Below are 26,134 nucleotides of genomic sequence, written 5' to 3'. Positions count from 1 at the left end.
CGCGTGAACTGAGGTGAACCGTCATGGCCTTTGGGCTAAAAAGACAAGAATTAATCGAATGGAAGAGGAAAATTGATCGCGGAGAGATGGCCTTTTTAACCCACTATTGGCTTGATGATCGCTTCCCCGGCTGTAAGACAGTGACAAAGGCGGGTTGCCAGGATCTCGAGAAATTAGCTGGGTGGGGCGAAAAATATGGGTTGAAAAAGGAATGGATTCATCACCGAAGGGATGGCTATTCTCATTTTGACCTGCTGGGCGCCAAACAAAAGGAAATCTTGCAAGCAGAAGACTTACGTGATCATATTTGGGAAAAATAAGAAACGCGCAAGCGTCCTGGAGCTGGACGAATCTAACTCATCAAAAGTTATTCAGAGTGATGCAATCTATAATTACCAATTAAATAAAAAAGAACACTTGAGAATTAATTCATTTCAAGTGTTCTTTTTTACTATGCCATCATTGCTTGAGCCATTGGCTCATATGGTTCTGAATTTCCTTATACTTCGCCTCAGCGTTCGGAAGACCATAGGCTCCTGCTTTTTCTAACGGTACGACACGAAAGTTGTGATTTTTTCGATTTGTCACAAAGGTAGGGGCAAACACAGGATTGGATAGCTCAATTTTGTTTCCTGTTTCTGTTATATGTTTGGTAACATCGATTGACGCTAATCCACCGATGTCCTTGTAATTGCCGTGTTGTGCCGAAATAAAGTTTCCTAAAGAATAAATAACAAATGATTCCCTGCCATCTGGTGTTTTAATCCAATCCATGGGCTGTAATACATGCGGATGCGAACCGAAGATAATATCCACACCTTCGTTTGCCATAAATGTTGCTAATTCTTTTTGATTAGCAGCTGGGATTCGTTGATATTCATTTCCCCAATGAATACTCATGACAACAACGTCTGCTGCTTTTTTTGCCCGGTGGATTTCATCTTTCATTTTGTTTCGATCAATCAAATTGACAAGAAAATCTTTTCCCTTGGGAACAGGTATTCCATTTGTTCCATATGTGTAAGAAAGAAAGGCTATTTTGACGCCATTTTTATGGATAACCCGCAATTGAAGACGATCCTTTTCATCAACAAAGCTGCCAACATGAGGTAAACCAATTTGATTGAGATAAGCAGCTTCCAATTGGATGCCTTTTTCTCCCTTATCTAGGGAATGGTTATTGGCAGTCGAAACAATATCTATACCTGACTTTACAAGTGCATCTCCAACTTCATAAGGACTATTGAACCTCGGATAACCTGAAAGCCCAAGCCCAAGACCACCTAACAAGCTTTCTTGATTTGCTGTTAGTACATCAGGCTTGTCTAATAATGGTTTCACCATTTCAAACATAGGATTGAAATTATATTCAGCACCATTAAATGCATCTCGATAGACGGGGCTATGAATCAAAATATCACCGATTGCTCCAATCGTCACCTTTTCTGTCAGCGCCCGCTGAACATTAAAGAATGGCCGTTGTTGATGTTCCTTCGGTCTATAAACCTTTGCATTTTGTTTAGATGACTGCCTTTGTTGAATCAGCAGGGCAGTAGCAACACCTAGACAAACAATAATTATAAACATAGACGGAATCCAGTGTTTTTTCCTCATAAACTCTCCTTATCAACCAACATCTCGAGCAAATTATTTTTGTGCTCTATGTTAATACTATATTATATTTATGAATAATTTTAAAATTATTCTTCGCTAGATAACTTAAAAAGATTGGACAGTGAATAAAAATGTTTAAATTAACAGAAAGTGCTTATAAGAAATTATCTAGTCTAGTTAATAAAGAGAAGCTTACACCAGATGAACAATTATTCTTACGACTAAGCATGGGCATCGGTTGAGGGGGGCCAAAATTTAATCTGTCTCTGGAAGAGCGGAAAATTCACGGTGATCTTACATTTGAATTTGATGATCTTATCATAATCATTCATGAAAATGATCTTGTTTACTTTGATCATACGAAGTTAGATTATATTCAAGATGTAATGGGTAACCATTCATTTAAACTGTTGCGTATTTGAAGTAAAAATGGCTATAAAGAGAACCAGTCCGGTTCCTTTATAGCCATTTAATTTTTGGTTCTGTTTTATTGATAATTCTTTTAATATTCGTCCGATGACGATAAATGACAAACGCCACTAATAGGATAACCGCGATAAGCAGGGGGATGTCCATAATGACAAGAGCATAAATTACCGCACAAATGCCAGCAATCATCGAGGATAAGGACACATATTTTGTTATGTACAGACTAATAAAAAAGATAACCAACACTGTCAAAAACATAAACGGGGCACATAGCAGCAAGACACCGCCTGAAGTTGCAACAGCTTTTCCGCCACGAAACCCTGCAAAGATTGGATAGGTATGTCCAATCACAGCAAACACACCAGCCAATAATGGATTAAGATCATCAACATTAAAGAGAAGCGGCAAGGAAGCAGCTAACGTTCCTTTCAATATATCAGCAAGTGTTACCGCTAAACCCGCTTTCACTCCTAGTGTACGAAAAGTATTGGTTCCCCCTAAATTTCCACTCCCATGTTCACGAATATCGGTTTTATAAAACACCTTGCCGATTATTAAGCCAGATGGAATAGAACCAAGCAAATAGGAAAGAAGCAAAACTAAAATAATTTGAATCATTAACGATTTCTCCTTCAATAAATATCAAGTTCTTTTATTTTACCATGGTTTTGAAAAAAAACACTAATTGCTTTTTCGAAATGGCTAGAAAGAGAATAAGAAATTCAGATATTGGGTGCAAAAAAACTCTTCTAAATATCCTATCAATACTTTACGATAAGTAGAAGGGGGAAAGAATACATGGCACGTGTTGTATATCATAAGAATAGTAAGTTATCTCAGAAGTGGATAATTTGGGGATTGATTGGAGCATTACTACTTATTTTTTCATCCTTTTTTCTATTATTATATCCTTTTGCATCCTCGGATAAAAAAATATATTTTCATGGTGAGAATCCCATTTTGTTCAGTGGAAAGCAAGTTGGGAATGCCCTAATAGAAGAAAATACGTTGTTTGTTCCACTTGATTTTTTGAAAGACAACATCGACGACTCGATCTCTTTTGATGAAAAATCAAAATCGGTTATCATTACGACTAGTGATAAAGTAGTCCAAATGCCAACCGATTCTTTAACTTACTTTGTCAATCAAAAAAAGGTAAACGTGCAACTATCCCCGATCATCGAGCGGAATGACGAAATTTTCGTGGCCCTTGAGCCGATTCTTTCTTTTATTCCCGTTCAATATAAACGATTACCGAATAGTGGGACCATTTGGATTCAGCGCAATGGAGAGAAATATCAAAATGGGAGATTAATAGATCAAGATATTAACAAAGAAAAACTAAGACTCCGTACCGAGCCAACCTGGCATTCGCCCTATGTGACTGAAATGTCTAGGAATGAAGACATCATGATTGAAGGGGAAAAGGAAGAATTTTACCTTGTCAGGAAAGCCGATGGCATTGGTGGCTTTATTAAAAAGAAATATGTTCAAAAAGAGGAAAGTGTAACAATTAATATACAGCATTCAAGCAAAAGCTTCTCACTGCCTAAAATTAATGGACCGATTCAGTTAACATGGGAAGCGGTCTATACAAAGAACCCTGATTCTGCAAAAATACCAGATATGGCTGGTGTTAATGTGGTGTCTCCAACTTGGTTCTCGCTTGCTGCCAATGATGGGTCCATTAAGAACCTTGCTTCACTTGAATATAGTAAATGGGCGCATGCTAAAGGTTATCAAGTATGGGGTGTGTTTTCTAATGCCTTTAATCCTTTGCTAACTCATGAATCGTTTAAAGACTTTGACACTCGTGCCAATATCATTCGGCAACTGCTCCATTTTAGTCAGATGTATCAACTTCAAGGAATCAACTATGATATTGAAAATGTAAACCCAGAGGATGGTCCGCTCGTCACTCAATTCATCCGGGAGGCAGCACCCTATCTTCATGAAGCCGGTTTAGTGGTTTCAATGGATATTACTTTTTCAGCAGGTGAAAACAACAATTGGTCTTCCTTTTATGAACGCGAAAAGCTTGCCCAAATAGTGGATTATCTAATTGTTATGGCCTATGACGAACATACTGGTTCGTCAACTGCTGCTGGAAGTGTGGCAAGTTTGCCGTGGGTAGAGAGGAATCTTGTAAACTTGCTGAAGGAGGTTCCGAAAGAAAAGTTAATCCTTGGTGTCCCATTATATGCAAGACTATGGAAGGAACAAACGAATGCTGAGGGCATGACCATGGTGACAGCACAAGCGCTATCGATGGATAAAGTAAAAGAATGGCTTGCAGAAAAAGGATTACAGCCAAGATATGATGAAATAAGTGGTCAAAACTATGCAGAATATATGGCAGCAGATGAAAACGCCCTCTATAAGATCTGGATAGAAGATGAATTATCCTTGAAGAAAAGAGCAGAATTAGCAGTGACCTATAAATTAGCTGGTATCGGGACATGGTCAAGATTATTTGGTGACCAAACCGCCTGGACGGCCTTAAATTTGCAATTAGAAGAGGCCGTAACTAAAAAATAAGAAATAAGGGAAATAATGAAGGTTTGACCAATGGTCCTTCGTTATTTCCCTTTTTAATTTCTTGAAGGAAAAGGCAAAAGTAAGAACATTTATAGGCAATTTTATTACGAAAATATGGAGAATTTTCAAACCATTTGTTAATACATTGAAATGGTGTATTACGAGCACCTATAATTTAAGTACAATAAATTACTAGAAGATTTACCGAGCGGAGTCGACAGAAATTCGGTCGGTTTTATTACATTAATTTAAACAAGAATGAAAGAGGTGATTATCAAATGGCAAGAAATATACAGCAATATCTTAAATATCAGTATCCAGATATACGTGTTTTATATGTAGAAGATGAAAAATTTTCCAGAGAGAAATTATTACGTGTGCTAAAACGCCGTTTTTCCGATATTCATGTCGCAATTGACGGCGTAGAAGGATTTCAACTTTATCAACAATATCAACCAGATTTAATCATTGCAGATATTAAAATGAACCAAATGAGTGGATTAGAGATGATAAAAAAAATCCGCGAATTAAATGAAAAGGTACAAGTGATTGTGACAACAGCCCACGATGATAATGACTTCTTTGTTCAATCGATAGAAAACAATGTCAATCATTTTATCTTAAAGCCGATTGATTTAGACTTATTTTTACAAGCCATTCAAAAGTCAGTCTACCAAATTAAGTTGGAAAAAGAATTGGATAAACAAAAAAAAATGACAAGATCCATCCTGGATTTTCAAGATAATCTTATTTTCGTGATTGAAAATGAAGAGATTGTTGAATGGAACCAAGCCTTTACAAAGGTAACGAACATGGACAAGAATAATCCTGGAGTTTATAAAAGTCAATTCCTCTCTAGTTTCTTTGTAGAGGATCCGCATTATTTTTACCCCAAAGAAAAAGGAAAATGGGTCGAGGAGTTCTTTTCTACGGGGAAAAATCTTGCCAAAGTAAGGTGGAAAGGACCCCATGGAACAGATTATAACTACGTATTGAAAGCAGGACCTATACCAGGTTCCAACCAAATCTTATTTGTTTGTACAGACATAACCGATTTAGAAAAAGAAAGCCGAAAAAATGAGCATTTAACCATGATGGATCCATTGACGAATAGTTTTAACCGTCAAAAATTTAAGGATATTTTGGTGAATGAAATGCGGCGGGCTGAACGATTTGCGCATCCTTTTTCCATTATTCTAATGGATATTGATTTCTTCACAACCATTAATGAGGCATATGGTCAGTCAGCAGGTGATAAGGTGTTAATCACGGTATCGACGATTGTACAGCAGCGGATAAGGGAATGTGATATGTTTGCCCGTTGGGGTGGGGAGGAATTCATACTGCTTGTACCAGAAACAGATGGGCATCATGCAGTCGAACTAGCAGAATCCATTCGTTCCATAATAGAAGCCTTTCAATTTATCAATATCGGCCAAGTTACCTGCAGCTTTGGTGTCGCAGCATTTTCTTCAGGAATATCGAAAAAAGAACTGCTTTTTGAGGCAGAGCAAGCCCTTACTCAATCAAAAGACAAAGGTCGAAACTGTGTAACGTTATACAGCAAAGAAAGTTAAGAGGGTGGACTTTATGCTTTTTTTGTATATTTCTTTAATCCTAATAATAGTGTATGTTATTTTAATCGTTTTTCGATATATTTTTAAGAGTCATGAGTTAATGAAAAAGCTAAAAGAAAGTGAAAAAAACTATCGTGATTTAGCAGAAAAGTACGAAGCTAGTAATCGAAATTTAGAAGTGAGGATTCATGACGAGGTTGAAAAAAACAGACAAAAGGATCATCTTTTAATCCAGCATTCTCGATTGGCTGCTATGGGGGAAATGATCGCCAGCATTGGCCATCAATGGCGTCAGCCGTTAAATAGCTTGTCACTGCTTATTCAAGATGTTCGAGAAGAATTTGAGTTTGGTGTGATTAACGATCAATACATTGATAGCTTCACAAAGGAAAGTATGATTCAGATTAAACATATGTCTCGTACCATCAATGATTTTCAGAGATTTTATAAACCGAACAAAGAAAAATCCCCGTTTTCGATTAGTAATTCGATTGAAGATGCCTTGTCTATTTTTTCATCCAGCCTTAAATATTGTGGAATACAACTGGAATTTGAATATGGGGGCCAACAGACAGCATACGGCTATCCGAATGAATATAGCCAAGTGGTGCTCAATATTTTAACAAATGCTCGTGATGCCTTTCTTCAAAATAAGGTCAGTAACCGAAAAATAACGATAAACTTAGACGAAACGGAGGAATTTGTTCAAGCAGAGTTTATTGATAATGCTGGGGGAATAAAGCCTGAGATTCTTAAAAAAGTCTTTGATCCCTATTTTACAACAAGACCACATGGCACTGGGTTAGGACTTTATATGACCCGCATGATTCTTGAAAACATGAATGGACATGTAACGGTAGAAAACACCGGGGATGGAGCCCGTTTTTGCCTAATGGTCCCAAAACTAAACATTGCAGTTAAATCCAAGCTTGTTACTGTATAAAAGATTCAACTGAGAGGAAGTCACAAATGGGGCAAACCCTTTTGACTTCCTCTTTTTTATTGTAAGCGTTTCCCTGTGTTTTTTGCTAAGAAAGAGGTAAAATAAAAAAATAATAGATAGGAGTGGTTATTATGGCAATTGAGAATCCAAGCCGGGAGGAAATCGGCGCTATTTTAAAGAAAGCAAAAAGAATTGCAGTTGTTGGATTAAGTAATAATCCCGAGCGTACGTCATACCAAGTTACAAATGTAATGCAGAAAGCAGGCTATGAAATTATCCCTGTAAATCCTACTGTCGACGAGGTTCTTGGTGTAAAAGCCGTTGCCTCTTTGAAAGATATTGAGGGACATGTCGATATCGTGAATGTATTCCGACGTTCCGAACAATTATTTGATGTTGCAAAAGAATTTGATGAAATTGATGCAGATGTTTTTTGGGCACAGCTCGGTCTTGCTAATGAAGAAGCCTATGAGTTTTTAAAAAATAAAGGCTATACGGTCATTATGGACCGTTGTATTAAAGTCGAACATGCAATGACAAAATAAATAAAGCCAATCAAAAAACTGCTAATTATTAGCAGTTTTTTTCGTCTCTCCTCCGCTGAAAATCACATAAAAAGTATTACAAAAATAAGTTGTTTTAAAATACGTATTTGCCAAATCGAAATAAATCGCTACAATTAAGCATAGACGCCACGAGAACATGTGTTAAAATAAAAGTGGCAAACATTAGCAAACATTCGTTCTATAATCTTTTATTTCAATCAATTATTGACTCGTTTTAACAAATGATTTACCAAAGTGCGTTGAACGCATTTTATGTTTTTTAGGTATGAAAGGGGTATTTTAGTGGCAAGGACTCAGCAGGCTTTTGATTATAATGATGATGCCATCCAGGTACTAGAAGGTCTTGAGGCGGTAAGAAAGCGCCCAGGTATGTACATTGGCAGCACCGATGCACGTGGACTTCACCATCTCGTTTATGAGATTGTTGACAATTCCGTCGATGAGGCTCTAGGTGGATTTGGTGATCAAATCATTGTAAGAATACACAAAGATAATTCAATTAGCGTCATGGATAAAGGACGCGGGATGCCAACCGGTATGCATAAAATGGGCAAACCAACACCAGAGGTCATTTTAACCGTACTCCATGCTGGAGGAAAATTTGGCCAAGGCGGTTATAAAACCAGTGGCGGATTACATGGTGTTGGTGCTTCAGTTGTAAATGCATTATCAGAATGGTTAATTGTTACCATAAAGAGGAATGGATTTGTTTATGAACAACGGTTTGAAAATGGCGGTAAGCCGGTCACTACACTCGAAAAAATTGGCAAAACCAATCAAACAGGTACGACGATTCATTTCAAGCCAGATACGACCATTTTTTCGACAACGACTTATAACTTTGAAACCTTATGTGAGAGGTTAAGAGAGTCGGCGTTCTTACTAAAGGGATTAAAAATTGAGATTCATGATGATCGTAATGATTTGCATGAAGTGTTTCATTATGAAAATGGAATTGAGGCTTTTGTTGCCTATTTAAACGAAGAAAAAGATTCCCTCCATCCTGTGGTAAGCTTTGAAGGTACCCAGAACGGCATTGAAGTGGAATTTGCTTTTCAATTTAATGATGGCTACTCGGAAAATGTGCTTTCTTTTGTTAACAATGTTCGGACAAGAGATGGCGGTACACATGAAGCTGGGGCAAGAACTGCGATGACAAGGGTATTCAACGATTATGCTCGTAAGGTAGCTTTCTTAAAAGAAAAAGACAAAAATCTAGAGGGTAATGATATTCGCGAAGGATTATCTGCCATCATTTCGGTTAGAATTCCGGAAGATCTGCTCCAATTTGAAGGTCAAACGAAGGGAAAATTAGGAACTAGCGAAGCACGATCTGCTGTTGATTCAGTCGTATCTGAACATCTTTCCTACTTTCTCGAAGAAAACCCTGATATCAGTTCGCTTCTAGTTAAAAAATCGATAAAAGCCTATCAAGCCCGTGAAGCAGCTCGGAAAGCCCGTGAGGATGCCAGGAGCGGCAAAAAGAAGAAACGGTCAGAAACGCTTCTTTCAGGAAAGCTGACACCTGCTCAATCACGAAATCCGAAAAAAAATGAACTATACCTGGTGGAGGGTGATTCTGCTGGAGGTTCTGCGAAACAAGGCCGAGACCGACGTTTTCAGGCAGTACTGCCACTCCGCGGAAAAGTCATCAATACGGAAAAAGCAAAGCTCGCTGACATTTTTAAAAATGAAGAAATCAATACGATGATTTATGCGATCGGAGGCGGAGTTGGAGCTGACTTCACCGTTGAGGACATTAATTACGATAAAGTTGTTATTATGACTGATGCCGATACTGACGGAGCTCATATCCAAGTACTACTACTTACGTTCTTTTATCGGTATATGAAGCCGCTTATTGAAGCAGGTAAAGTATTTATTGCTCTTCCTCCTCTATATAAGGTGAGTAAAGGGACAGGGAAAAAAGAAATCATTGAATATGCGTGGAGTGATGATGATCTCCAAGATGCCATTAAAAAAGTGGGTAGAGGCTACATTCTTCAGCGCTATAAAGGTCTTGGTGAAATGAATGCTGACCAGCTTTGGGAAACCACAATGGATCCAGAAACACGCACGTTGATTCGTGTAAAAATAGATGATATTGCCAGAGCGGAACGCCGGGTAACTACCCTTATGGGTGATAAAGTGGAACCGCGCCGCAAATGGATTGAAAGCAATGTAAAATTTGGGTTAGAAGAGGATGACACGATTTTAGAAAACGAAAATATTACGGTCTCAGAGGAGGGTTCTGAAGGATGAGTGCAAATGAAATATTTCGGGACTTATCTCTAGAAGAGGTCATTGGGGATCGTTTTGGCAGATACAGTAAGTACATTATTCAAGAACGTGCCCTGCCAGACGCAAGGGACGGTTTAAAGCCAGTCCAACGAAGAATTTTATATGCCATGCATGTGGAAGGGAATACCTTTGATAAAGGCTTTCGTAAATCAGCCAAAACCGTTGGTAATGTCATTGGTAACTATCACCCGCATGGTGACTCGTCCGTATACGAAGCAATGGTACGGATGAGTCAGGATTGGAAGGTTCGAAATGTCCTCGTGCAGATGCACGGAAATAACGGTAGTATGGATGGTGACCCGCCAGCTGCGATGCGTTATACAGAAGCAAGGCTATCAGCGATTTCAGCTGAACTGATGAGAGATATTGAAAAAAACACCGTTGAATTTATTCCAAACTTTGATGATACTTCAAAGGAACCAACCGTTTTACCAGCAAAGTTCCCTAATTTACTTGTGAATGGTTCAACAGGGATTTCAGCAGGTTATGCAACGGATATTCCTCCGCACAATCTTGAAGAAGTTATTGACGGGGTTATCATGAGAATGGAAAAGCCTGACGTAACGGTGGATGAGTTAATGACCGTAATTAAAGGACCCGACTTCCCAACAGGTGGGATTATCCAAGGGCTAGATGGGATAAAGAAAGCCTATGAAACTGGTAAAGGCAAAATTATTGTCCGCAGCAAAACAGAGATTGAAGAAACTCGTGGCGGTAAACAGCAAATTGTCATAACGGAAATTCCCTATGAGGTCAATAAAGCAAATCTCGTCAAAAAAATGGATGAGTTCCGCCTCGACCGAAAAGTAGAAGGTATGTCAGAGGTTCGCGATGAAACAGACCGAACTGGGTTAAGAATTGTGATTGAGTTAAAAAAGGATGCCGATGCAGCTGGTGTCTTGAATTACTTATATAAAAATAGTGATCTTCAAGTAACCTATAATTTTAATATGGTCGCCATCTATAACAAGCGACCTGTCCAAATGGGCATTCGTGAATTACTTGATGCCTATATTGGCCATCAAAAGGAAGTTGTTTCAAAAAGTACTCAGTTTGACCTGAATAAAGCAAAGGAACGTCAACATATTGTCGAAGGATTAATGAAGGCCTTATCGATCCTCGATGAAGTGATTGCAACGATCCGTGCATCTAAGGACAAGCGTGATGCGAAGGACAATTTAATCACTAAATTTGCCTTTACTGAACTGCAAGCCGAAGCGATTGTTTCCTTACAGCTTTATCGTTTAACAAACACGGATATCACTGCATTAAGACAGGAAGCAGAAGAATTAGCCAAAAAAATAGAAGAATGGACCAGCATTTTGGCTAGTGAAAAAAAACTTCTTTCTGTAATTAAAAAAGAATTAAAAGACGTGAAAAAACGCTTTGCTGATGGGCGCCGTTCAAAAATCGAGGCAGAGATTGAAGAGATCAAAATCAATCTTGACGTTATGGTCCCTAGTGAAGATGTGATTGTAACCGTAACAAAGCAAGGGTATGTGAAACGGACAAGCCAGCGTTCCTTTGCTGCTTCAGGTGGTCAGGACCCTGCAATGAAGGAATCCGACCGTCTCCTTGCGCAGCTCGATACCAATACAAAAGATGTACTTCTCCTGTTCACAAATAAGGGGAACTACCTATTCTGCCCTGTACATGAACTGCCCGATATTCGTTGGAAAGATATGGGTCAGCATGTGGCGAATATCATTCCAATTGAACGAGACGAAGAAATTATTCACGCGATCTCTGTCAAGGATTTTGAAGCAGAAGAATATTTAGTTTTCGTAACCAAACATGGTATGGTCAAAAAGACAGAGTTGAAAGCCTATAAAGCACAGCGCTACTCAAAACCACTCGTGGCTGTTAATCTTAAAGATGATGATCAACTTCTTGATGTTCATCTAACCGATGGAACAAAAGAATTATTCTTGGTTACAAACTTAGGTTATGCCCTCTGGTTCCATGAGGAAGAAGTTAGTATTGTTGGGCAGCGTGCGGCAGGTGTAAAAGGGATTAATTTAAAAGATGATGATTTTGTTGTCGGTGGTAAACTGATAACGGCTGATAGTAAAGAATCAATCGTTATCGCAACACAGCGTGGAGCCTTGAAACGAATGAAAATTAAAGAGTTCGAAAAAGCAACCCGAGCCAAGCGTGGCGTCGTAATCTTAAGAGAACTTAAATCCAATCCGCATCGTGTGATGGGCTTTGTTATTGCACATGATCAAGATACTATTGTTATTCAAACCGATAAAGGACACACAGAAACATATAAAACGATTGATATCCACTTTAGTGATCGTTATTCTAATGGCTCATTTATTATTGATGAAGATGAAAATGGCAAGGTAACCACTGTTTGGAAAGTGGACGCACCAAAGACTGAAACTGCTAGTGAATAGTTTTTTTTGAGGACTCCCTAACATTATGAGGGAGTCCTTTTTCTGTTAAAAAGGATTAAAAAATGTAGCACCACAGCACATTTGGTAAATGCATTCGGAAATGTGCTTCATGATCTTCAGATCAATTATTTTTTCATCTTTTTACCAATAATGGGCATACTAAAAGTATCAGAGTTTGGAGGGGTAATGGATGAAAAAAGAATTACTTCTGGCTATCGTTTCGTTTTTTTTTATATCGCTGTCTACACTAACAGGTGTTCATGCAATCGAAGAAAAAACAAAAATAATGACACTAGCAAAAGATGCAGTTGATCTAACAGGTGACGGAAAAGAAGAGCAAATCAGATTAAAGGGGGTTCCCTATCCAGAAGAAGAGTCCTATTTAAAAGAAATTTACATTTCAGTTGACGCCTCAAATGGGAAAAACTATCAATTTCCTTTAGAAAGTGGATCTAAAGTAGCACTGCAGGTTGTCGATTTAAATGATGATGGAGTAAAGGATCTGTTTACGACTGTGTTGACAAGGGGTAATGGTGACATTACCAACAATTTTCTTTATTCTTTAAAAGATTTTGTCAAAACGGACCTCACTGTTCCGGATTCACTAGAAATGGAAAGCAGGTTTTTAAATGGTTATAAGGCTGCAGTGAGACTGATGGATACAGGAAAATCCTATTTGTTTGATTTAAAGGACCGGAAAAACTATTACAAAAAATTAGGGCTTTTCTATAAAGGAAAATTGAATGAACCAACAGAATTAACAGTAAATCCATTCAGCAGTCTTAATCCGGTACAACTAACAAACGGCAAAACGGGATTAAAAGGTTTGCAAAGAGTCACTGGCATTGCAAATGCAGACACAATTGCACTCGTTGAATCTATCTGGAATTATGATCGTGGCCATTGGAAGCTATTAAATACAACTGTTAAGCAGGGAGAAAGCCAATAATCTTTCTTTCAAAACTAGAAAAATCTCATGATCTCTTATCAAAAACAGTAGCAAACACAGAACCTATTTCTGTGTTTTTTTACTTTAAAAATTGACGCTTGCTTTGTTCCAGAATATACTTAGGCATATAAATAATTTAGTTACTTAACAATTATAGTTTCAAATAAAAACGAGGTGATAAGAATGATTAATATGGATAGTAAAGTTGCACAAATGCTCCTTCAATCCTTTGTAAAATTTAAAAAAACAAAGTGGCATGAAAAGAAAATAGTTGGCTTTAATCCAAGTGAATTCAGAATACTTGCAGCAATACAACGCGAGGCAAATGAAAAAAATACTGTCATGAAGGTCTCTGAAATTAGCAAGCTATTACATGTTACTCCTCCAATGGTTACACAAATCATTAATGTCCTTGAAAAAGATAACCTAATTGAACGGACAATCGATCCTGAGGACAGAAGAGCTGTAAAAATAAAGCTTACTTCTAAAGGAATTGAAGCTGCAGATACTGCAAGAAAGGAATTTGCTGACACCTTCGTAGGTTTAATTGACTATTTAGGGGAAGAAGAAAGTGAACAATTGGCAGAATTACTTTTTAAAGTTCATGATTATTTCAATCAATTAAACCAGCAATAGGTTAGGAACTGAGTGGAGTTATAAATTAAATTGTTCTTACACTGTTCGTATATGTATTGTTAATAAATTTACACTGGAAACGGAGCTGAAATAACTTGATAAAATTAGGAAGATATCTTAAACCATTTCAAATCCCTATATACGTTGTTCTTGCACTGGTCCTGCTGCAATCAATGTCTGAGCTTTATTTACCAACCTTAATGGCCGATATTGTTGATAAGGGGGTAGTAACTGGCGATACCCACTATATTTGGAAAATCGGCGGTTACATGTTACTTGTTGCAGCTGGTGGAATTATTTGTTCGATTGCTGCTAGTTTCTTTTCTGCTAAAGCAGCATCGGGCTTTGGTAAATTATTGCGGAGCAAAGTCTTTTCACACGTTGGAAACTTTTCCTTGCATGAGTTTGATCAGCTTGGCACGGCTTCACTTATCACCCGAACAACGAACGATATTACTCAAATTCAACAGGTACTTGTCATGATGCTGCGGATGATGGCAATGGCTCCCATGATGTGTATCGGCGGGATTATTATGGCCTATTCAAAAGATGCAAAGCTAACGTTAGTTCTTGCTGTCGCATTGCCCATTCTCGTGATTGCTATCGTAATTATTGCAAGAAAAGGGATTCCACTTTTTAAAGCAATGCAAGTAAAATTGGATAACCTCAATCGTGTATTACGAGAAAATTTAACCGGTATACGTGTCATTCGTTCCTTCAATCGGGTGGACTTTGAAAAAAAACGTTTTGATGAAGCAAACTGGGATTTAACACAAACGGCCATTAGAGTGAATAAAATCATGGCTGCAATGATGCCGATTATGATGATTGTACTTAACCTAACTACCGTAGCAATTGTTTGGTTTGGCGGTCTTCGTATTAGTAATGGGCACATGGAAGTTGGCGATATGATGGCGTTTATTCAATATGCGATGCAAATTATGTTCTCGTTCATCATGCTCTCGATGATGTTTGTGATGATCCCAAGGGCATCCGTATCAGCAGTCAGAATCAATGAAGTCCTTGCAATAGAGGCAGATATCAATGATCCGACAGTACCTGCACCTCAGGTTGCCAAAAAAGGGCATGTTGAGTTTCAAAATGTTACTTTTAGCTATCACGGAGCGGAAATGCCAGCCATTTCAAATATTTCTTTTTCGATGAACCCTGGAGAAGTGACCGCCATTATAGGGGGGACCGGTTCAGGAAAAACAACACTTATTAATTTAATTCCACGCTTTTATGATGTCGATAGCGGCAGAGTCCTTGTGGATGGTGTAGATGTTCGTGATATGACCCAGGAGCAGCTGCGCGAAAAAATTGGTTTTGTTCCACAACAATCTATCCTTTTTACAGGTACAATTGCTGAAAACATTCGTTATGGTAAAGAAGATGCTACGGACCAGGAAGTGGAGCATGCAGCTGAAATAGCTCAAGCATCTGAATTTATTTCAACAATGCCAGAAGGTTTTAATGCGATGATTTCCCAAGGGGGAACAAACGTTTCAGGTGGACAAAAACAACGATTATCGATTGCTCGTGCCCTTGTTCGAAATCCGGAAATATATATTTTTGATGATAGCTTCTCAGCTTTAGATTTTAAAACGGACAGCAAGCTCCGAGCCGCATTAAAGGGTGAAACCGCTCATTCCACTTTATTAATCGTCGCCCAACGAGTGAGCACCATTATGGATGCAGATCAAATTATTGTTTTAGATAATGGCAAAATATCAGGGATTGGGAAACATAAAGAACTCATGGAAACGAGTCCGGTTTATCGTGAAATTGTGATGTCACAGCTTTCAGAGGAGGAAATTGCATGAGCCAAGATGCCAAGAATCATAAAGTGGAAAAAGGTCCTGGTGGTCCTGGACGGGGCGGATTTGGCCCAATGGGGATGGGTATGCCTGTCCAAAAGGCTAAGAATTTTAAAGGAACCCTTAAAAGACTAGTAAGCTATTTAAAACCATATAAATTACAGCTTTTATCCGTTTTAATTACCGCTATGATCAGTACAGTGTTTGCGATTGTCAGCCCCAAAATTATGGGTAAGGCGACAACGAAGCTTTTTGAAGGCTTAATGATGAAGCTTAAGGGTGTTCCAGGAGCAAAAATTGATTTTAATTATATTGGCGAGATCATCATTCTGTTAATTGGACTATATATATTAAGTGCTATATTTGCCTATATTCAACAATATATCATGGCTGGGGTTGCCCAAAAGACGGTCTACAACCTAAGAACAGAGGTAGTAGAGAAGCTTAACCGAATGCCCCTGAAATACTTTGATTCCCGTACGCATGGGGAAATCCTTAGCCGGGCGGTAAATGATGTTGATAATATTAGCAATACCTTACAGCAAAGTTTAACCCAGCTCATTACATCGGTTGTTACCATAATTGGGGTCATTATTATGATGCTTTCAATCAGTCCATTAATGACATTAATTGTGATTGTGACGCTTCCGTTAAGTATTATCGCTACAGCTAACATTGCGAAAAAGTCTCAAGCATACTTTAAGGGGCAGCAAAAATCACTAGGCCAGCTAAACGGGCACGTTGAGGAAATGTACACAGGACATAAAGTGATCAAGGTTTTTGGGCATGAAAAAAAATCGATTGAACAATTTGAGAAAATTAATGAAACGCTCTATCAATCCGGCTGGAAGGCTCAATTCGTGTCCGGGATGATTATGCCCATTATGTCGTTTATCAATAATATTGGTTATGTCCTTGTATCAGTTGCAGGAGGCTTGTTAGTTACGAAAAAAGCGATTGAAATTGGTGATATACAAGCCTTTATCCAGTATGCACGTCAATTCTCACAGCCCATTGCCCAAACAGCACAAATTGCAAATATCATCCAATCGACGATTGCTAGTGCCGAGCGTGTTTTTGAGATATTAGACGAAACGGAAGAGGTACCAGAAGCTATAAGACCAATAGAAATTAACTCTCCACAAGGAAATGTGAAATTTGAGCAGGTGTCCTTTGGGTATAAGGAAAATGAACTATTGATTGAAGATATGAATATTGATGTAAAATCTGGCCAAAAGGTAGCGATTGTTGGTCCCACAGGTGCTGGTAAAACCACTTTAATCAATTTATTAATGCGATTCTATGAAATTAATTCAGGAAAGATTTTAATAGATGGAATCGATACGCGTGAATTAAAAAGAGAAAGTCTTCGACATCTATTTGGTATGGTTCTACAAGATACATGGCTATTCAATAGTACGATTCGTGATAATATTGCTTATGGAAGGGAAGGGGCGACAGAAGTGGATATTATTGCTGCGGCTAAAGCAGCAAATGCGGATCACTTTATACGAACACTTCCAGAGGGCTATGATACTGTATTAAATGAGGAAGCATCCAATATTTCGCAAGGTCAAAAGCAATTATTAACCATTGCCAGAGCGATACTTGCTGATCCGGCCATTCTAATTCTTGACGAAGCCACCAGCAGCGTCGATACCCGGACGGAAGTACAGATTCAAAAAGCGATGGATCATTTGATGATGGGGCGGACTAGTTTTGTAATAGCGCACCGGCTATCAACAATTCGTGATGCTGATTTAATCCTTGTAATGAATAACGGAAGGGTCATAGAAAAAGGAAATCATGAGGAATTATTGGAAAAAGGCGGGTTTTATGCAGATTTGTATAATAGTCAATTTACTCGTAAAAATGTAGGATAATTATAACTCAAGACTGTTCATATTGTTGAGGCGCTTAAGGAACATTTGAGCTACTAAGCGCTTTTTTTAGTTTAAAATCGTCGCTGAAAGAAAAATACATACAGAGGTGGATCTAAAAAGATTTAAAACGCTCTAAAATTAAAATTTTTTAATTCGTCTCAATATCTTAAGTATACTTAGATATTGAGACAATTCGCATTTTTGTTACCATAATATTATTATGTAAACTGATTTAAAATAAAAGCTGCCATATTTATGACAGCTAATTACCAGTTGGGATAGGTTTATTCCATTTGTTCTTTTGGCATATCCATCTTATCAACGGCAATTTTTAAATCATCATTCTTAATATGCGTGTATATCATTGTTGTTTGTATAGAGGAGTGGCCTAATTGCCGTCTTAATTTCGGTACATCATTAATCTCAGCATGATATCTAGTCGCAAATGAATGTCTCAGTTTATGTACAGATAACGCTGGTTTACCGAATGCTGCGGCATATTTTTCTATAAGTTTCTCCACAGATCTGGCCGTTAATCTTCGCGTTTTTCCTTTAGGACCCACCGGAGCAGAAATGAACAGCGCCTTATTTGACTTATCGACCTTGTATTTTGTCGTTCTTACAGCAAGATATTCCTGCAAGTCAGCCATCGCAACCTGGCTAAAATAAACGAATTGTTCTTTATTTCCTTTTCTAATTACTCGAACACAATACTTACTAAAATCAATATCATCTAATTCAATCCCAACTAACTCCGAAAGTCGAAGTCCAGAACCTAAGATTAACGAAACAATGGCGGTATCACGTTCCTTATTAAGTTGATAAAAGTTAGAGATTTTTTTGTTATCTTTATTTAATTCACCATAATCATTAGCAACAAATAAGCGAAATTTCTCATATTCATCGCCGAGAAGGATTTTTCCTTCCATTTTATTTGCTTTTGTTTCCATGCTATCCTTTACTTCGTTAAATTCAATTTTTGCCATGACATTTCGATTCATATAGGGCTTTAAATCAGGTGTTTCGGCAATGTTTTGCAGGTAATTAAACAGTGATTTTAGCGCAGATAACTTCCGATTGATGGTCAATTCTTTATTATTTAATTGATAGTGCAGGTAGTTTAAAAAATTCTCAACTTCCATTACAGTCATTTGTTCGAGTCGTTCTAATGGGATATCCTTGATCTGACCTTTATGTAATTGCTCGTTGATCATCCAATTGAAAAAGATTTTATAATCATGGCAATAATTAAATAAGGAAGCTGTCGAAAGTTTTCGTAATTTATGATTGATATATTCATCAACATACCAGGGTAATTCATTAAGGATCGCTTGCAGTTTTTTAAAATTTTGTTGTTTTTCCTGATTTACCATAAAATCACCTCACTTCTACATATTATCTGATCAACATAATTACGTCAAATTTATATTTTACGTAATTATGTAATAAGCATGACTCATGATCTTCTTCTGGAGATTTAGCTTAGTGACGAGTGACACAAAAGTCCATATTAACTAACATTTCGGGACGAAATATTAGTCCTTCCCTCTTTTATTCTTAGCCCCGAATAGAATTTAGTTTTATCCACTTTGAAGACTATAACCCAGAGTATATCATGGACTGGACTAATTATCAGACTGTTTTACATATGTACACGCACCGATACTGCTCCCATGAAATAAACCATCATGGGAGTTTATTCCCTTGAAAATTAAACGTATCGAAATCAATAAATCCTTTTTGGAACGTATGTCCATTTTATTCTTCAACTATCCTCCCTCAATGAAGAAAGGAAAATCTCCCGTTTTCTCCTGTTTTCTTAGATTTTCATAGTAGTTTACCTTACGGTAAATGTTTAATAGTTGGGGAATAATCACTGGAAAGGATAAAATTGGACTTCAAAAGAAAAAAGAGCCGTTACCCACTAACCAGCCAATTACAAAAATTGGTGGGTGAGTCAAAATATGATTGCACTGGTAGATGTCCACATTTCTCATGGAGGTCAACCCTCCCATGTCTCACAGAGTCTTCGCTCTCAAATTCCTTCGTCCAACCTTACCATGAGGATGTCGGCCATTCTGCCCCACAGGGTCTTAGCCCGTAATTTAGTTGCTTTGCCGACTAATCCGTGCTTCGAATGTCCCCAAAACCATAAAACAATAACTATTATTTATCTAAACAAAAAACAAAATTAAGCGGCCAATTCTGCCTTCTTTAATACTGACAAATGAGGGATGTCTTTTAACATCTTTTCTTCACTAAACTCAAATTTCTTTTTACCTATACTAAAGAAGATACGGATCAGTTTATTACATAAAGCGATAAGAGACTGCATCTTCTTTAATGGATTATCTGTACGTTGAGTATAGTAAGCATGTAATGTCTTAAATGCAGAATTTTTGGCGACGAGAATCATACAAACCCTGTATAACAGAGCCCTCAGTTTCTTTCGTCCTCTTTTTGTGATGGTCGTTTTTCCTTTGTGCTTACCAGATGTATTTTCTTTTAAGCTTAAGCCGGCCAGCTTAATAATTTGCCGGGGATGAGAATATTCTCTAAGATCACCAACCTCCGCAAAGAAGTCGGCAATTGTATCCCTTCCCACACCTTTTATGGCTAACATTTGTGGTACACCTGGTATTTCATCGAGTAAACCATCTATTTTTGCATCCAATTCTTCGAATTTTAACTGAATTAATTTATATTTAGCCAGAATCGTTTTTAGCTCTAATTTAGCCATTTCGGAGCCTTGTCGAAGTCCGATGGACTTACTGGCTGCTTGCTTTAACTCCCGAATCTTACTTAATCCCACACTCCGTGTTACGGATTTTCTTAAATGGGAAAGCAGTTCATGTTCAGAGAAATTTACGATTTCATGAGGTAAGGCATAGAGCTTTAAAAATTGTAACGCTGCCTTGCCCTCCCACTTCTTAAAGACTGTTAGAAATTCAGGAAAGTACCGATCAATCCAGTTGTGAACCTGCCCTTGGACCGTTTGGAGATCCTCTGTTAAAAGATCGCGTATTTTCTTTGCCACACGGAGTTCGGCATAAACACCTTGTGGTATCGTAGGTTCGGCGTATCTTCCGTCTTTGACCAGCTGGGCTATAACTTTAGCGTCTTTCAAATCATTCTTAGTAGGTGAGTTATCATCCAACACCTTGCTTTTCTTGACGTGCAAGGGATTTACAGCCACAAATTTAATCCCGTTTTCTTTTAAAATATGAGCGAGATTAAACCAATAGTGTCCTGTTGGCTCCATGCCAACCATGACTTTATCCATATTCTGTTCTTTTTTGATTTCCGAAATCCATTGTAGAAAAAGCTCAAAACCTTCTTTTGTATTTTCGAATTGACATGGTGATCCAAACTCTATACCTCTAAAATCCTGGGCACGTGCCACATGCTTAAATTTAGCAATATCGACTCCTATAATAAGAGTTTGAGAAGTTATTTGAGCAATCTTCTTATTCTGGTTATAATTCATTTTAAAGCCTCCTGGTATTTTGAGAGATTTGTCCTTTTTGCTGGCCAGCGTCAGGACTCTTTCATTCTACCAAGAGGTTGTTTTTTTGTTCAAACTCCATTTTCCTTAATTACAGGAATGCTGCCCCTTTAGTTCAATAAAAAAGAAGGCTGCCGCAGCAACCCTTTGTTCCACTAAAGAATTACTATAAACCATTAAAAACCTGTATTGATTTATAAATCGATACAGGTTTTTTAATAATGTTTATTGTCAATTTGATTTCCTATTATTTTTTTCTTCCGTTCGAATACATTTTATAAAGGACTTTTTTTTGAAAATATTTAACTCAGACGAAAGGTGATGATATGTTTTCCATTCTTACATTTCCAAACCCAATTTTGTTTCAAAAAGCAATGGATGTTGAACACATTTATAGTGTAACTCCACTTTTGAATGAAATGAAAACGTTCGTGGAAAATTCGCCACATGTATTAGGAATTTCATTACCGCAAGTCGGCGTATCAAAACGGGCTTTTGTTGCTCGATTTACAACAGGAACAGAAATTTTAATCAATCCAAGTTTTGATATACTTGATCCAACACCCAACTCATTACCATCTGGCGAAGGATGTATCTCTCTCCCAGGGATTATAGGGATTGTTCAGCGCTACCTCATGATAAGGATTTCCTATTTATCAATCTTTGGTGAAAGGATATTCCGTGAGATGGGAGGTATGGATTCGATTATATTCCAGCATGAATTTGATCATTTGGAAGGAATTCTTTTTACAAGCAAAACTTTGCAGGCATTTTAAAAAGGCAACGGATTTTGGGGCTGTTGACAAAAATAATAGGATTTTCTAAAACCTGAATAGAATTTTTTCTATACAGGTTTTTTATTAGGGGAATTTTTTCGGTCGTAAAGATGAATATCAAAGTAAATTTGAATTTATTGATTTAAATATGTTTGTTCCTTCAAATCATATTCTTCGTTAAATTAATGAAAAAATAGATTTCTGCCACGGTAGTGGAACAAGAAAAAAGGCTGCCGCAGCAACCTGGTCTTATTCAACTCTAGCACCCGATAGTTTAAGTACAATCCTTCACAAATTCATAAATCGTGAATAAGAAAAAGGCATTACCTCTTGTAAGAGTAATGCACAGTTAGTTAAATAAGGATAATAATATACTTATTCATCATTATTTATTTTCATCTGTATAATTTCTTCTTTACCATTCCACTTTACGATTACCTTAATTACTTCTTCTTCACTTTGTATATCACCACCACTACCTTCTGAACTGGTCCGAATATACTTTGTACCAGGAGGGCTTTCAGACCCACGTTCTGACCCTCCGCAAGATTTATAAGAATAGCTTACAACTGAGTTGGAGATATCCGTATAATCACCTTTGTATTCAAGTACAAAATCTTTTTTATATTCACCATAATGGGTAGAATTACCCCCTCTACCTGAAAAATTTAAATTTGCCGTCCAGTGGTTTCCTTCACCATAAAACTTATAATTATGTGTAACACTTATTGTTTCTTTGCTATTACACCCTACTAAAAGTGAACAAAAAATTATTATTAATAAAACCATTCTCTTCTTCATTTAATCACCCAACCATAATGAAAACCCCGAACCAAAGCTAATACATTTGGGTACATATTACTTTTAAAATCAATCATTCTTTCCAATTCCTCCGACTTCTCTATAACCATTTTGGTAACTTTATTCTAACATAACCACAAATCATTTGGTCTTTATTTCCATTCTCTCTTACTCTAACCTGCCCCTTTAGTTCAACAAGAAAAAAGCCGCCTAGTTCGGCAGCTGGTTCTTCCAACTCTTACACCCGTTACTTGAAAAAAAAATGAATTAATTATAAAACCTATTATGATTACAAGGATAAGTATCCCTGTCCCTTTCCAACCTAAACTTCCTACTAAATCCACAAGACCTCCGCTGTTTGCTCTATTAAAAGCATCGTTTATATTACCTGTTGGGCTGCTTTTCAATTCTTGTTGTCTTAATCTCTCTCTTTTTTGTTCAGGAGTTTCTTTGTTATCTTGCATTTAAACACCTCCAGTAAATTAAACAATCATTCCTCTTAAATTCTATAATGAAAGTCCATTATCCTTGTTGAACTAAACTGCCACGTTAGTGTAAGTACAACAATTCACAATCTTTTTCAAAAATATAAAAGCGACCTCATCAAATGAAGAATCACCCCGATAATTGAATAAGTTAAACCTTTAACGAAAATGGATTACCAAGATAACGATTCGTTCTTATTGTTTTGTTAATGAATTGCCTTTTCTTATTATTTAAGTCTCTCTAAAAAAAAATAACCCAGTAAAATGAATTTACTGGGTTTATCGATTGCCTCTTATTATTCAGGAATATACGCTAATTCCCCTTTTTTAGGTATATTGATGACATGTGTATCAGTGTAAGCAAGAAGGCCTTCCTTACCATATTCGCGGCCAATACCGGATTGTTTCACTCCACCAAATGGGAAGCGTACATCTAGACCTTGAACAGCTGCGGTATTAATCATAGTTGTTCCAGCCTGAATCTGTTTCGCTACCTTAATAGCATGTTCTTCCTTGCCCCAAACAGAGCTTGTCAATCCATAGATGCTGTCGTTCACTAGTGAAATCGCGTGTTGATCATCATCAAAAGGTAGAATTGGAAGAGTTGGTCCAAATTGCTCTTCTACAACGATTCGATCGTTGTAATCTGCGCCTAAAACAAGTGTTGGCTGCATGAAATAGCCTGTATTAAATACGTCCTCATCCAAAACTTTACCTAATTTGATGACTTTAGCACCTTTACTTTCCGCATCATCAATTAAGCTTTGAACATATTCAACTTGTCTACGATTGTTTACAGGCCCAATGGTTACATCTTTATTAAATGGATCTCCGACTCGAATCCATTTATTGGCTGCTTCAATATATTTTTCAACAAACTGATCATAAATAGCACGATGAACGTATACTCGTTTTGCAATCATACAAATTTGGCCAGCTGTTAAGAAATTAGAGATTACTAGACGACGCATCGCTCTTTCATCGTTCACATCGAAATCTTCTAAAATAACCGCCGCATCGTTACCGCCTAATTCCAGTGTCATGTTTTTGATGGTGTCAGCTGCAGCTTTCATGATATGTTTCGCAGTTTGAGTTCCACCTGTAAAGGCGATCTTGGCTACTTTTGGATTAGAAGTTAATTCTATACCCACATCACTTTCACCATGAACAAGGTTGAGAACACCGTTTGGAAACTCTTCTGCAACAATTTCAACTACTTTGCTGACAGCTAATGGTGCTAATGGACTTGGCTTTAAGACCATGGTGTTTCCTGCTAATAGCGCAGGTGCTATTTTGATAGTAGAAAGTGACAATGGATAGTTCCAAGGTGTAATCGCTGCAACCACGCCAAGGCCATCTCTGGCAATAATCGTTTTTCCACTTTCATGTTCCTGAACTTCGTCTTTTAATACTTCAACCGCATTGTCGCAAGCAAATTCCATCCAAGCTAATGAAACACCAATTTCACCCATTGCATCATATAGAGGTTTACCGTGTTCTCTTGATAACAATTTAGCGATTTCTGTTGTTTGATCTTTGATTTTTTGGATTGCTTTTCTCATCCGTTCCACTCGTTCTTCAATGGATGTTTGGGTCCAACTTGAAAATGCATCATGAGCCGCATCGATTGCACGAATGGCATCTTCCCTTGTATTTACTGGTGCAAATCCAACAATCTCATTTGGGCGTGTTGGATTTGCACGAGGTGCTTGTTTTTCTGATTTTACTTTTTCGCCATTAATAATGGCATCAATAACTACTTGTTTTTCTCCCATTTTAATGATCCCCTTTTTTATTTAATAGATTTATTCATACAGTTGCTATAGCAACTGTTGACATAACAACTATACTCAAACTGATTTATTGGGTCAAATAAAATGCTTCACTTCACAAATTCATCTTATTTACTGAAATAAATGGTCAATACTGATTGTATCTTGCAGAATCTTCAACTAAACTAGTTTGTATAGCAACTATTGAAATAAGGCGTGTGAATCCATTGAATTTATCTTTTCAGGATTTTATTAGTATTAAACTTCATCAAACCGATCTCAATCTAACGAATTATATAAAGGCCCAATTGGAGCCCTATCATCTAGCCCCTGAACAAAATTTAATTATGATGCTGCTGTGGGAAAAAGAAGGCTTAACGCAAAACCAACTGGCAGAATTTCTTAATAAGGATAAAACAAATATCACGAGAATGGCGTTTAGTCTTGAAAAAAAAGGACTTGTAAATAGAATGAATTGTAAAGATGACCGCCGTTCCGTACGTCTTTATCTGACTGAAATGGGAAAGAAATTAGGTGAGGAAGTCCTTCCCATCATTGAACAGTTTAATGAGACTGTCTGCAACGGGATAACGAAAGAAGAACTCTCCCTTTTGGAAAAAGTCCTTGCGAAAATCAATCAAAACGTACAGAAATAAGATTAGCGTTTGTTAACATTTCAAGCTCTCTTTAAAATGGCCATTATGTAAAACAATATACAAACATTAGCCTTTTAATATTTAGGCTCTGTTAAACGATAATGTTGATTTTTGTGCAAAAGAAAAGAGACCTCTTATATGAGGTCTCTTTTCCTCATTCCTTGTTAAACTAACGCACCCGTTAGTTTAAGTGTACCACTTCACAAAGACATCGATTTTAACATATATACATTAAAACTTTTCTTACTCACATTTCATTTTATATCATAAAGAGTACCTCCCAGAACAGAAGGTACTTTATACACACGAATCACTCATTCATTTTTTTCTAACTAGTAGTGAACAACACTCAACATGTGTTTTGGCTGTGAAGTGATACTGAAGCGCGTAATTATTGTGCTCATACCCAGTGGGTCTTTGTAGGGGGCGGGGGTCGCGGAATTAAACAATTTTGAAAAATAACCTATCCTTAAATTATAAAGTA

The 26,134-nt window shown here is 37.3% G+C and carries 19 protein-coding genes and 1 pseudogene; 13 read left to right on the top strand and 7 right to left on the bottom strand.

What is annotated here, in order from left to right; all coding sequences use genetic code 11:
- The first annotated feature begins 23 nt into the window (after positions 1–23).
- On the top strand, positions 24–320 hold the full coding sequence (locus tag AC3ANL_RS13405; protein ID WP_488324938.1) for a hypothetical protein: 297 nt from the start codon (positions 24–26) through the stop codon (positions 318–320).
- Positions 321–459: 139 nt separating this feature from the next.
- Here AC3ANL_RS13405 and AC3ANL_RS13400 read toward each other — a convergent pair whose 3' ends face one another.
- Together AC3ANL_RS13400 and plsY are read right to left on the bottom strand one after the other, a co-directional pair.
- The gene (locus AC3ANL_RS13400; RefSeq protein ID WP_488324937.1) at positions 460–1,614 is read right to left on the bottom strand and encodes a CapA family protein; all 1,155 of its coding nucleotides are present in this window, start codon (positions 1,612–1,614) and stop codon (positions 460–462) included.
- Between the two features lie 459 nt (positions 1,615–2,073).
- Entirely contained in the window at positions 2,074–2,661 is a 588-nt protein-coding gene (plsY, locus tag AC3ANL_RS13395; protein ID WP_488324936.1) for a glycerol-3-phosphate 1-O-acyltransferase PlsY, read from the bottom strand.
- A 180-nt stretch (positions 2,662–2,841) separates the two neighbouring features.
- Here plsY and AC3ANL_RS13390 point away from each other — a divergent pair, with 180 nt between their 5' ends.
- The 10 genes from AC3ANL_RS13390 to AC3ANL_RS13345 all read left to right on the top strand — a co-directional run bounded on the left by AC3ANL_RS13390 (position 2,842) and on the right by AC3ANL_RS13345 (position 17,655).
- On the top strand, positions 2,842–4,581 hold the full coding sequence (locus tag AC3ANL_RS13390) for a glycosyl hydrolase family 18 protein (RefSeq protein ID WP_488324935.1): 1,740 nt from the start codon (positions 2,842–2,844) through the stop codon (positions 4,579–4,581).
- 278 nt (positions 4,582–4,859) lie between these two features.
- Positions 4,860–6,158: a GGDEF domain-containing response regulator gene (locus AC3ANL_RS13385; protein ID WP_488324934.1), complete on the top strand. Its 1,299-nt coding sequence runs from the start codon at positions 4,860–4,862 to the stop codon at positions 6,156–6,158.
- Positions 6,159–6,258: 100 nt separating this feature from the next.
- Positions 6,259–7,101: a sensor histidine kinase gene (locus AC3ANL_RS13380; protein ID WP_488324933.1), complete on the top strand. Its 843-nt coding sequence runs from the start codon at positions 6,259–6,261 to the stop codon at positions 7,099–7,101.
- Between the two features lie 131 nt (positions 7,102–7,232).
- Complete coding sequence (locus tag AC3ANL_RS13375) at positions 7,233–7,646, top strand: CoA-binding protein (RefSeq protein ID WP_488324932.1); 414 nt, start codon at positions 7,233–7,235, stop codon at positions 7,644–7,646.
- 303 nt (positions 7,647–7,949) lie between these two features.
- Positions 7,950–9,929, top strand: coding sequence for a DNA topoisomerase IV subunit B (gene parE, locus AC3ANL_RS13370; RefSeq protein WP_488324931.1), 1,980 nt, complete (start codon positions 7,950–7,952; stop codon positions 9,927–9,929).
- Positions 9,926–12,370 carry a DNA topoisomerase IV subunit A gene (gene parC / locus AC3ANL_RS13365; RefSeq protein ID WP_488324930.1) on the top strand — a complete coding sequence of 815 codons (2,445 nt, stop codon included), beginning with the start codon at positions 9,926–9,928 and terminating at the stop codon, positions 12,368–12,370. Before parE ends, parC begins: the two co-directional genes overlap by 4 nt.
- A gap of 190 nt (positions 12,371–12,560) precedes the next feature.
- On the top strand, positions 12,561–13,319 hold the full coding sequence (locus AC3ANL_RS13360; RefSeq protein ID WP_488324929.1) for a hypothetical protein: 759 nt from the start codon (positions 12,561–12,563) through the stop codon (positions 13,317–13,319).
- Positions 13,320–13,502: 183 nt separating this feature from the next.
- Positions 13,503–13,955, top strand: coding sequence for a MarR family winged helix-turn-helix transcriptional regulator (locus AC3ANL_RS13355; RefSeq protein WP_488324928.1), 453 nt, complete (start codon positions 13,503–13,505; stop codon positions 13,953–13,955).
- Between the two features lie 95 nt (positions 13,956–14,050).
- Positions 14,051–15,778, top strand: a complete 1,728-nt coding sequence (locus AC3ANL_RS13350; RefSeq protein WP_488324927.1) for an ABC transporter ATP-binding protein — start codon at positions 14,051–14,053, stop codon at positions 15,776–15,778.
- Positions 15,775–17,655, top strand: a complete 1,881-nt coding sequence (locus AC3ANL_RS13345) for an ABC transporter ATP-binding protein (RefSeq protein WP_488324926.1) — start codon at positions 15,775–15,777, stop codon at positions 17,653–17,655. The genes AC3ANL_RS13350 and AC3ANL_RS13345 overlap by 4 nt, the downstream gene beginning before the upstream one ends.
- Positions 17,656–17,939: 284 nt before the next feature.
- On the opposite strand, the gene xerS is transcribed toward AC3ANL_RS13345, so the two are convergent.
- Positions 17,940–19,028: a tyrosine recombinase XerS gene (xerS, locus tag AC3ANL_RS13340; protein ID WP_488324925.1), complete on the bottom strand. Its 1,089-nt coding sequence runs from the start codon at positions 19,026–19,028 to the stop codon at positions 17,940–17,942.
- Positions 19,029–19,846: 818 nt separating this feature from the next.
- Positions 19,847–21,142 carry an IS110 family RNA-guided transposase gene (locus tag AC3ANL_RS13335; RefSeq protein WP_488324924.1) on the bottom strand — a complete coding sequence of 432 codons (1,296 nt, stop codon included), beginning with the start codon at positions 21,140–21,142 and terminating at the stop codon, positions 19,847–19,849.
- A 344-nt stretch (positions 21,143–21,486) separates the two neighbouring features.
- Here AC3ANL_RS13335 and AC3ANL_RS13330 point away from each other — a divergent pair, with 344 nt between their 5' ends.
- On the top strand, positions 21,487–21,936 hold the full coding sequence (locus tag AC3ANL_RS13330; RefSeq protein ID WP_168243875.1) for a peptide deformylase: 450 nt from the start codon (positions 21,487–21,489) through the stop codon (positions 21,934–21,936).
- A 375-nt stretch (positions 21,937–22,311) separates the two neighbouring features.
- Here the strand turns inward: AC3ANL_RS13330 and AC3ANL_RS13325 are convergent, their stop codons facing one another.
- From AC3ANL_RS13325 to AC3ANL_RS13315, 3 genes and pseudogenes are all read right to left on the bottom strand, one after another.
- Entirely contained in the window at positions 22,312–22,737 is a 426-nt protein-coding gene (locus AC3ANL_RS13325) for a hypothetical protein (RefSeq protein ID WP_488324923.1), read from the bottom strand.
- 254 nt (positions 22,738–22,991) lie between these two features.
- A pseudogene (locus AC3ANL_RS13320) lies at positions 22,992–23,201 on the bottom strand (DUF6366 family protein); the annotation flags it as partial.
- Positions 23,202–23,518: 317 nt separating this feature from the next.
- Entirely contained in the window at positions 23,519–24,997 is a 1,479-nt protein-coding gene (locus AC3ANL_RS13315; protein ID WP_488324922.1) for an aldehyde dehydrogenase family protein, read from the bottom strand.
- A gap of 224 nt (positions 24,998–25,221) precedes the next feature.
- On the opposite strand from AC3ANL_RS13315, the gene AC3ANL_RS13310 reads away from it, so the two are divergent.
- A complete protein-coding gene (locus AC3ANL_RS13310) occupies positions 25,222–25,650 on the top strand; it encodes a MarR family winged helix-turn-helix transcriptional regulator (RefSeq protein WP_488324921.1) in 429 nt (142 codons plus the stop codon).
- The last annotated feature ends 484 nt before the right edge of the window (positions 25,651–26,134 follow it).

It is taken from the genome of Neobacillus sp. DHD-1R, from assembly GCF_057747995.1.
The sequence above is the reverse complement of the archived record's forward strand: the minus strand, read 5'-3'. Positions and strand labels throughout refer to the sequence as shown.

Excerpts from the sequence above, each read along its gene's own strand:
- AC3ANL_RS13390 (WP_488324935.1), top strand. The coding sequence starts at position 2,842 with ATGGCACGTGTTGTATATCATAAGAATAGTAAGTTATCTCAGAAGTGG.
- AC3ANL_RS13385 (WP_488324934.1), top strand. The coding sequence starts at position 4,860 with ATGGCAAGAAATATACAGCAATATCTTAAATATCAGTATCCAGATATA.
- AC3ANL_RS13375 (WP_488324932.1), top strand. The coding sequence starts at position 7,233 with ATGGCAATTGAGAATCCAAGCCGGGAGGAAATCGGCGCTATTTTAAAG.
- AC3ANL_RS13355 (WP_488324928.1), top strand. The coding sequence starts at position 13,503 with ATGATTAATATGGATAGTAAAGTTGCACAAATGCTCCTTCAATCCTTT.
- AC3ANL_RS13330 (WP_168243875.1), top strand. The coding sequence starts at position 21,487 with ATGTTTTCCATTCTTACATTTCCAAACCCAATTTTGTTTCAAAAAGCA.
- AC3ANL_RS13315 (WP_488324922.1), bottom strand. The coding sequence starts at position 24,997 with ATGGGAGAAAAACAAGTAGTTATTGATGCCATTATTAATGGCGAAAAA.
- AC3ANL_RS13335 (WP_488324924.1), bottom strand. The coding sequence starts at position 21,142 with ATGAATTATAACCAGAATAAGAAGATTGCTCAAATAACTTCTCAAACT.
- AC3ANL_RS13380 (WP_488324933.1), top strand. The coding sequence starts at position 6,259 with ATGAAAAAGCTAAAAGAAAGTGAAAAAAACTATCGTGATTTAGCAGAA.
- plsY (WP_488324936.1), bottom strand. The coding sequence starts at position 2,661 with ATGATTCAAATTATTTTAGTTTTGCTTCTTTCCTATTTGCTTGGTTCT.
- AC3ANL_RS13345 (WP_488324926.1), top strand. The coding sequence starts at position 15,775 with ATGAGCCAAGATGCCAAGAATCATAAAGTGGAAAAAGGTCCTGGTGGT.
- parC (WP_488324930.1), top strand. The coding sequence starts at position 9,926 with ATGAGTGCAAATGAAATATTTCGGGACTTATCTCTAGAAGAGGTCATT.
- xerS (WP_488324925.1), bottom strand. The coding sequence starts at position 19,028 with ATGGTAAATCAGGAAAAACAACAAAATTTTAAAAAACTGCAAGCGATC.
- AC3ANL_RS13360 (WP_488324929.1), top strand. The coding sequence starts at position 12,561 with ATGAAAAAAGAATTACTTCTGGCTATCGTTTCGTTTTTTTTTATATCG.
- AC3ANL_RS13325 (WP_488324923.1), bottom strand. The coding sequence starts at position 22,737 with ATGAAGAAGAGAATGGTTTTATTAATAATAATTTTTTGTTCACTTTTA.
- AC3ANL_RS13400 (WP_488324937.1), bottom strand. The coding sequence starts at position 1,614 with ATGAGGAAAAAACACTGGATTCCGTCTATGTTTATAATTATTGTTTGT.
- AC3ANL_RS13405 (WP_488324938.1), top strand. The coding sequence starts at position 24 with ATGGCCTTTGGGCTAAAAAGACAAGAATTAATCGAATGGAAGAGGAAA.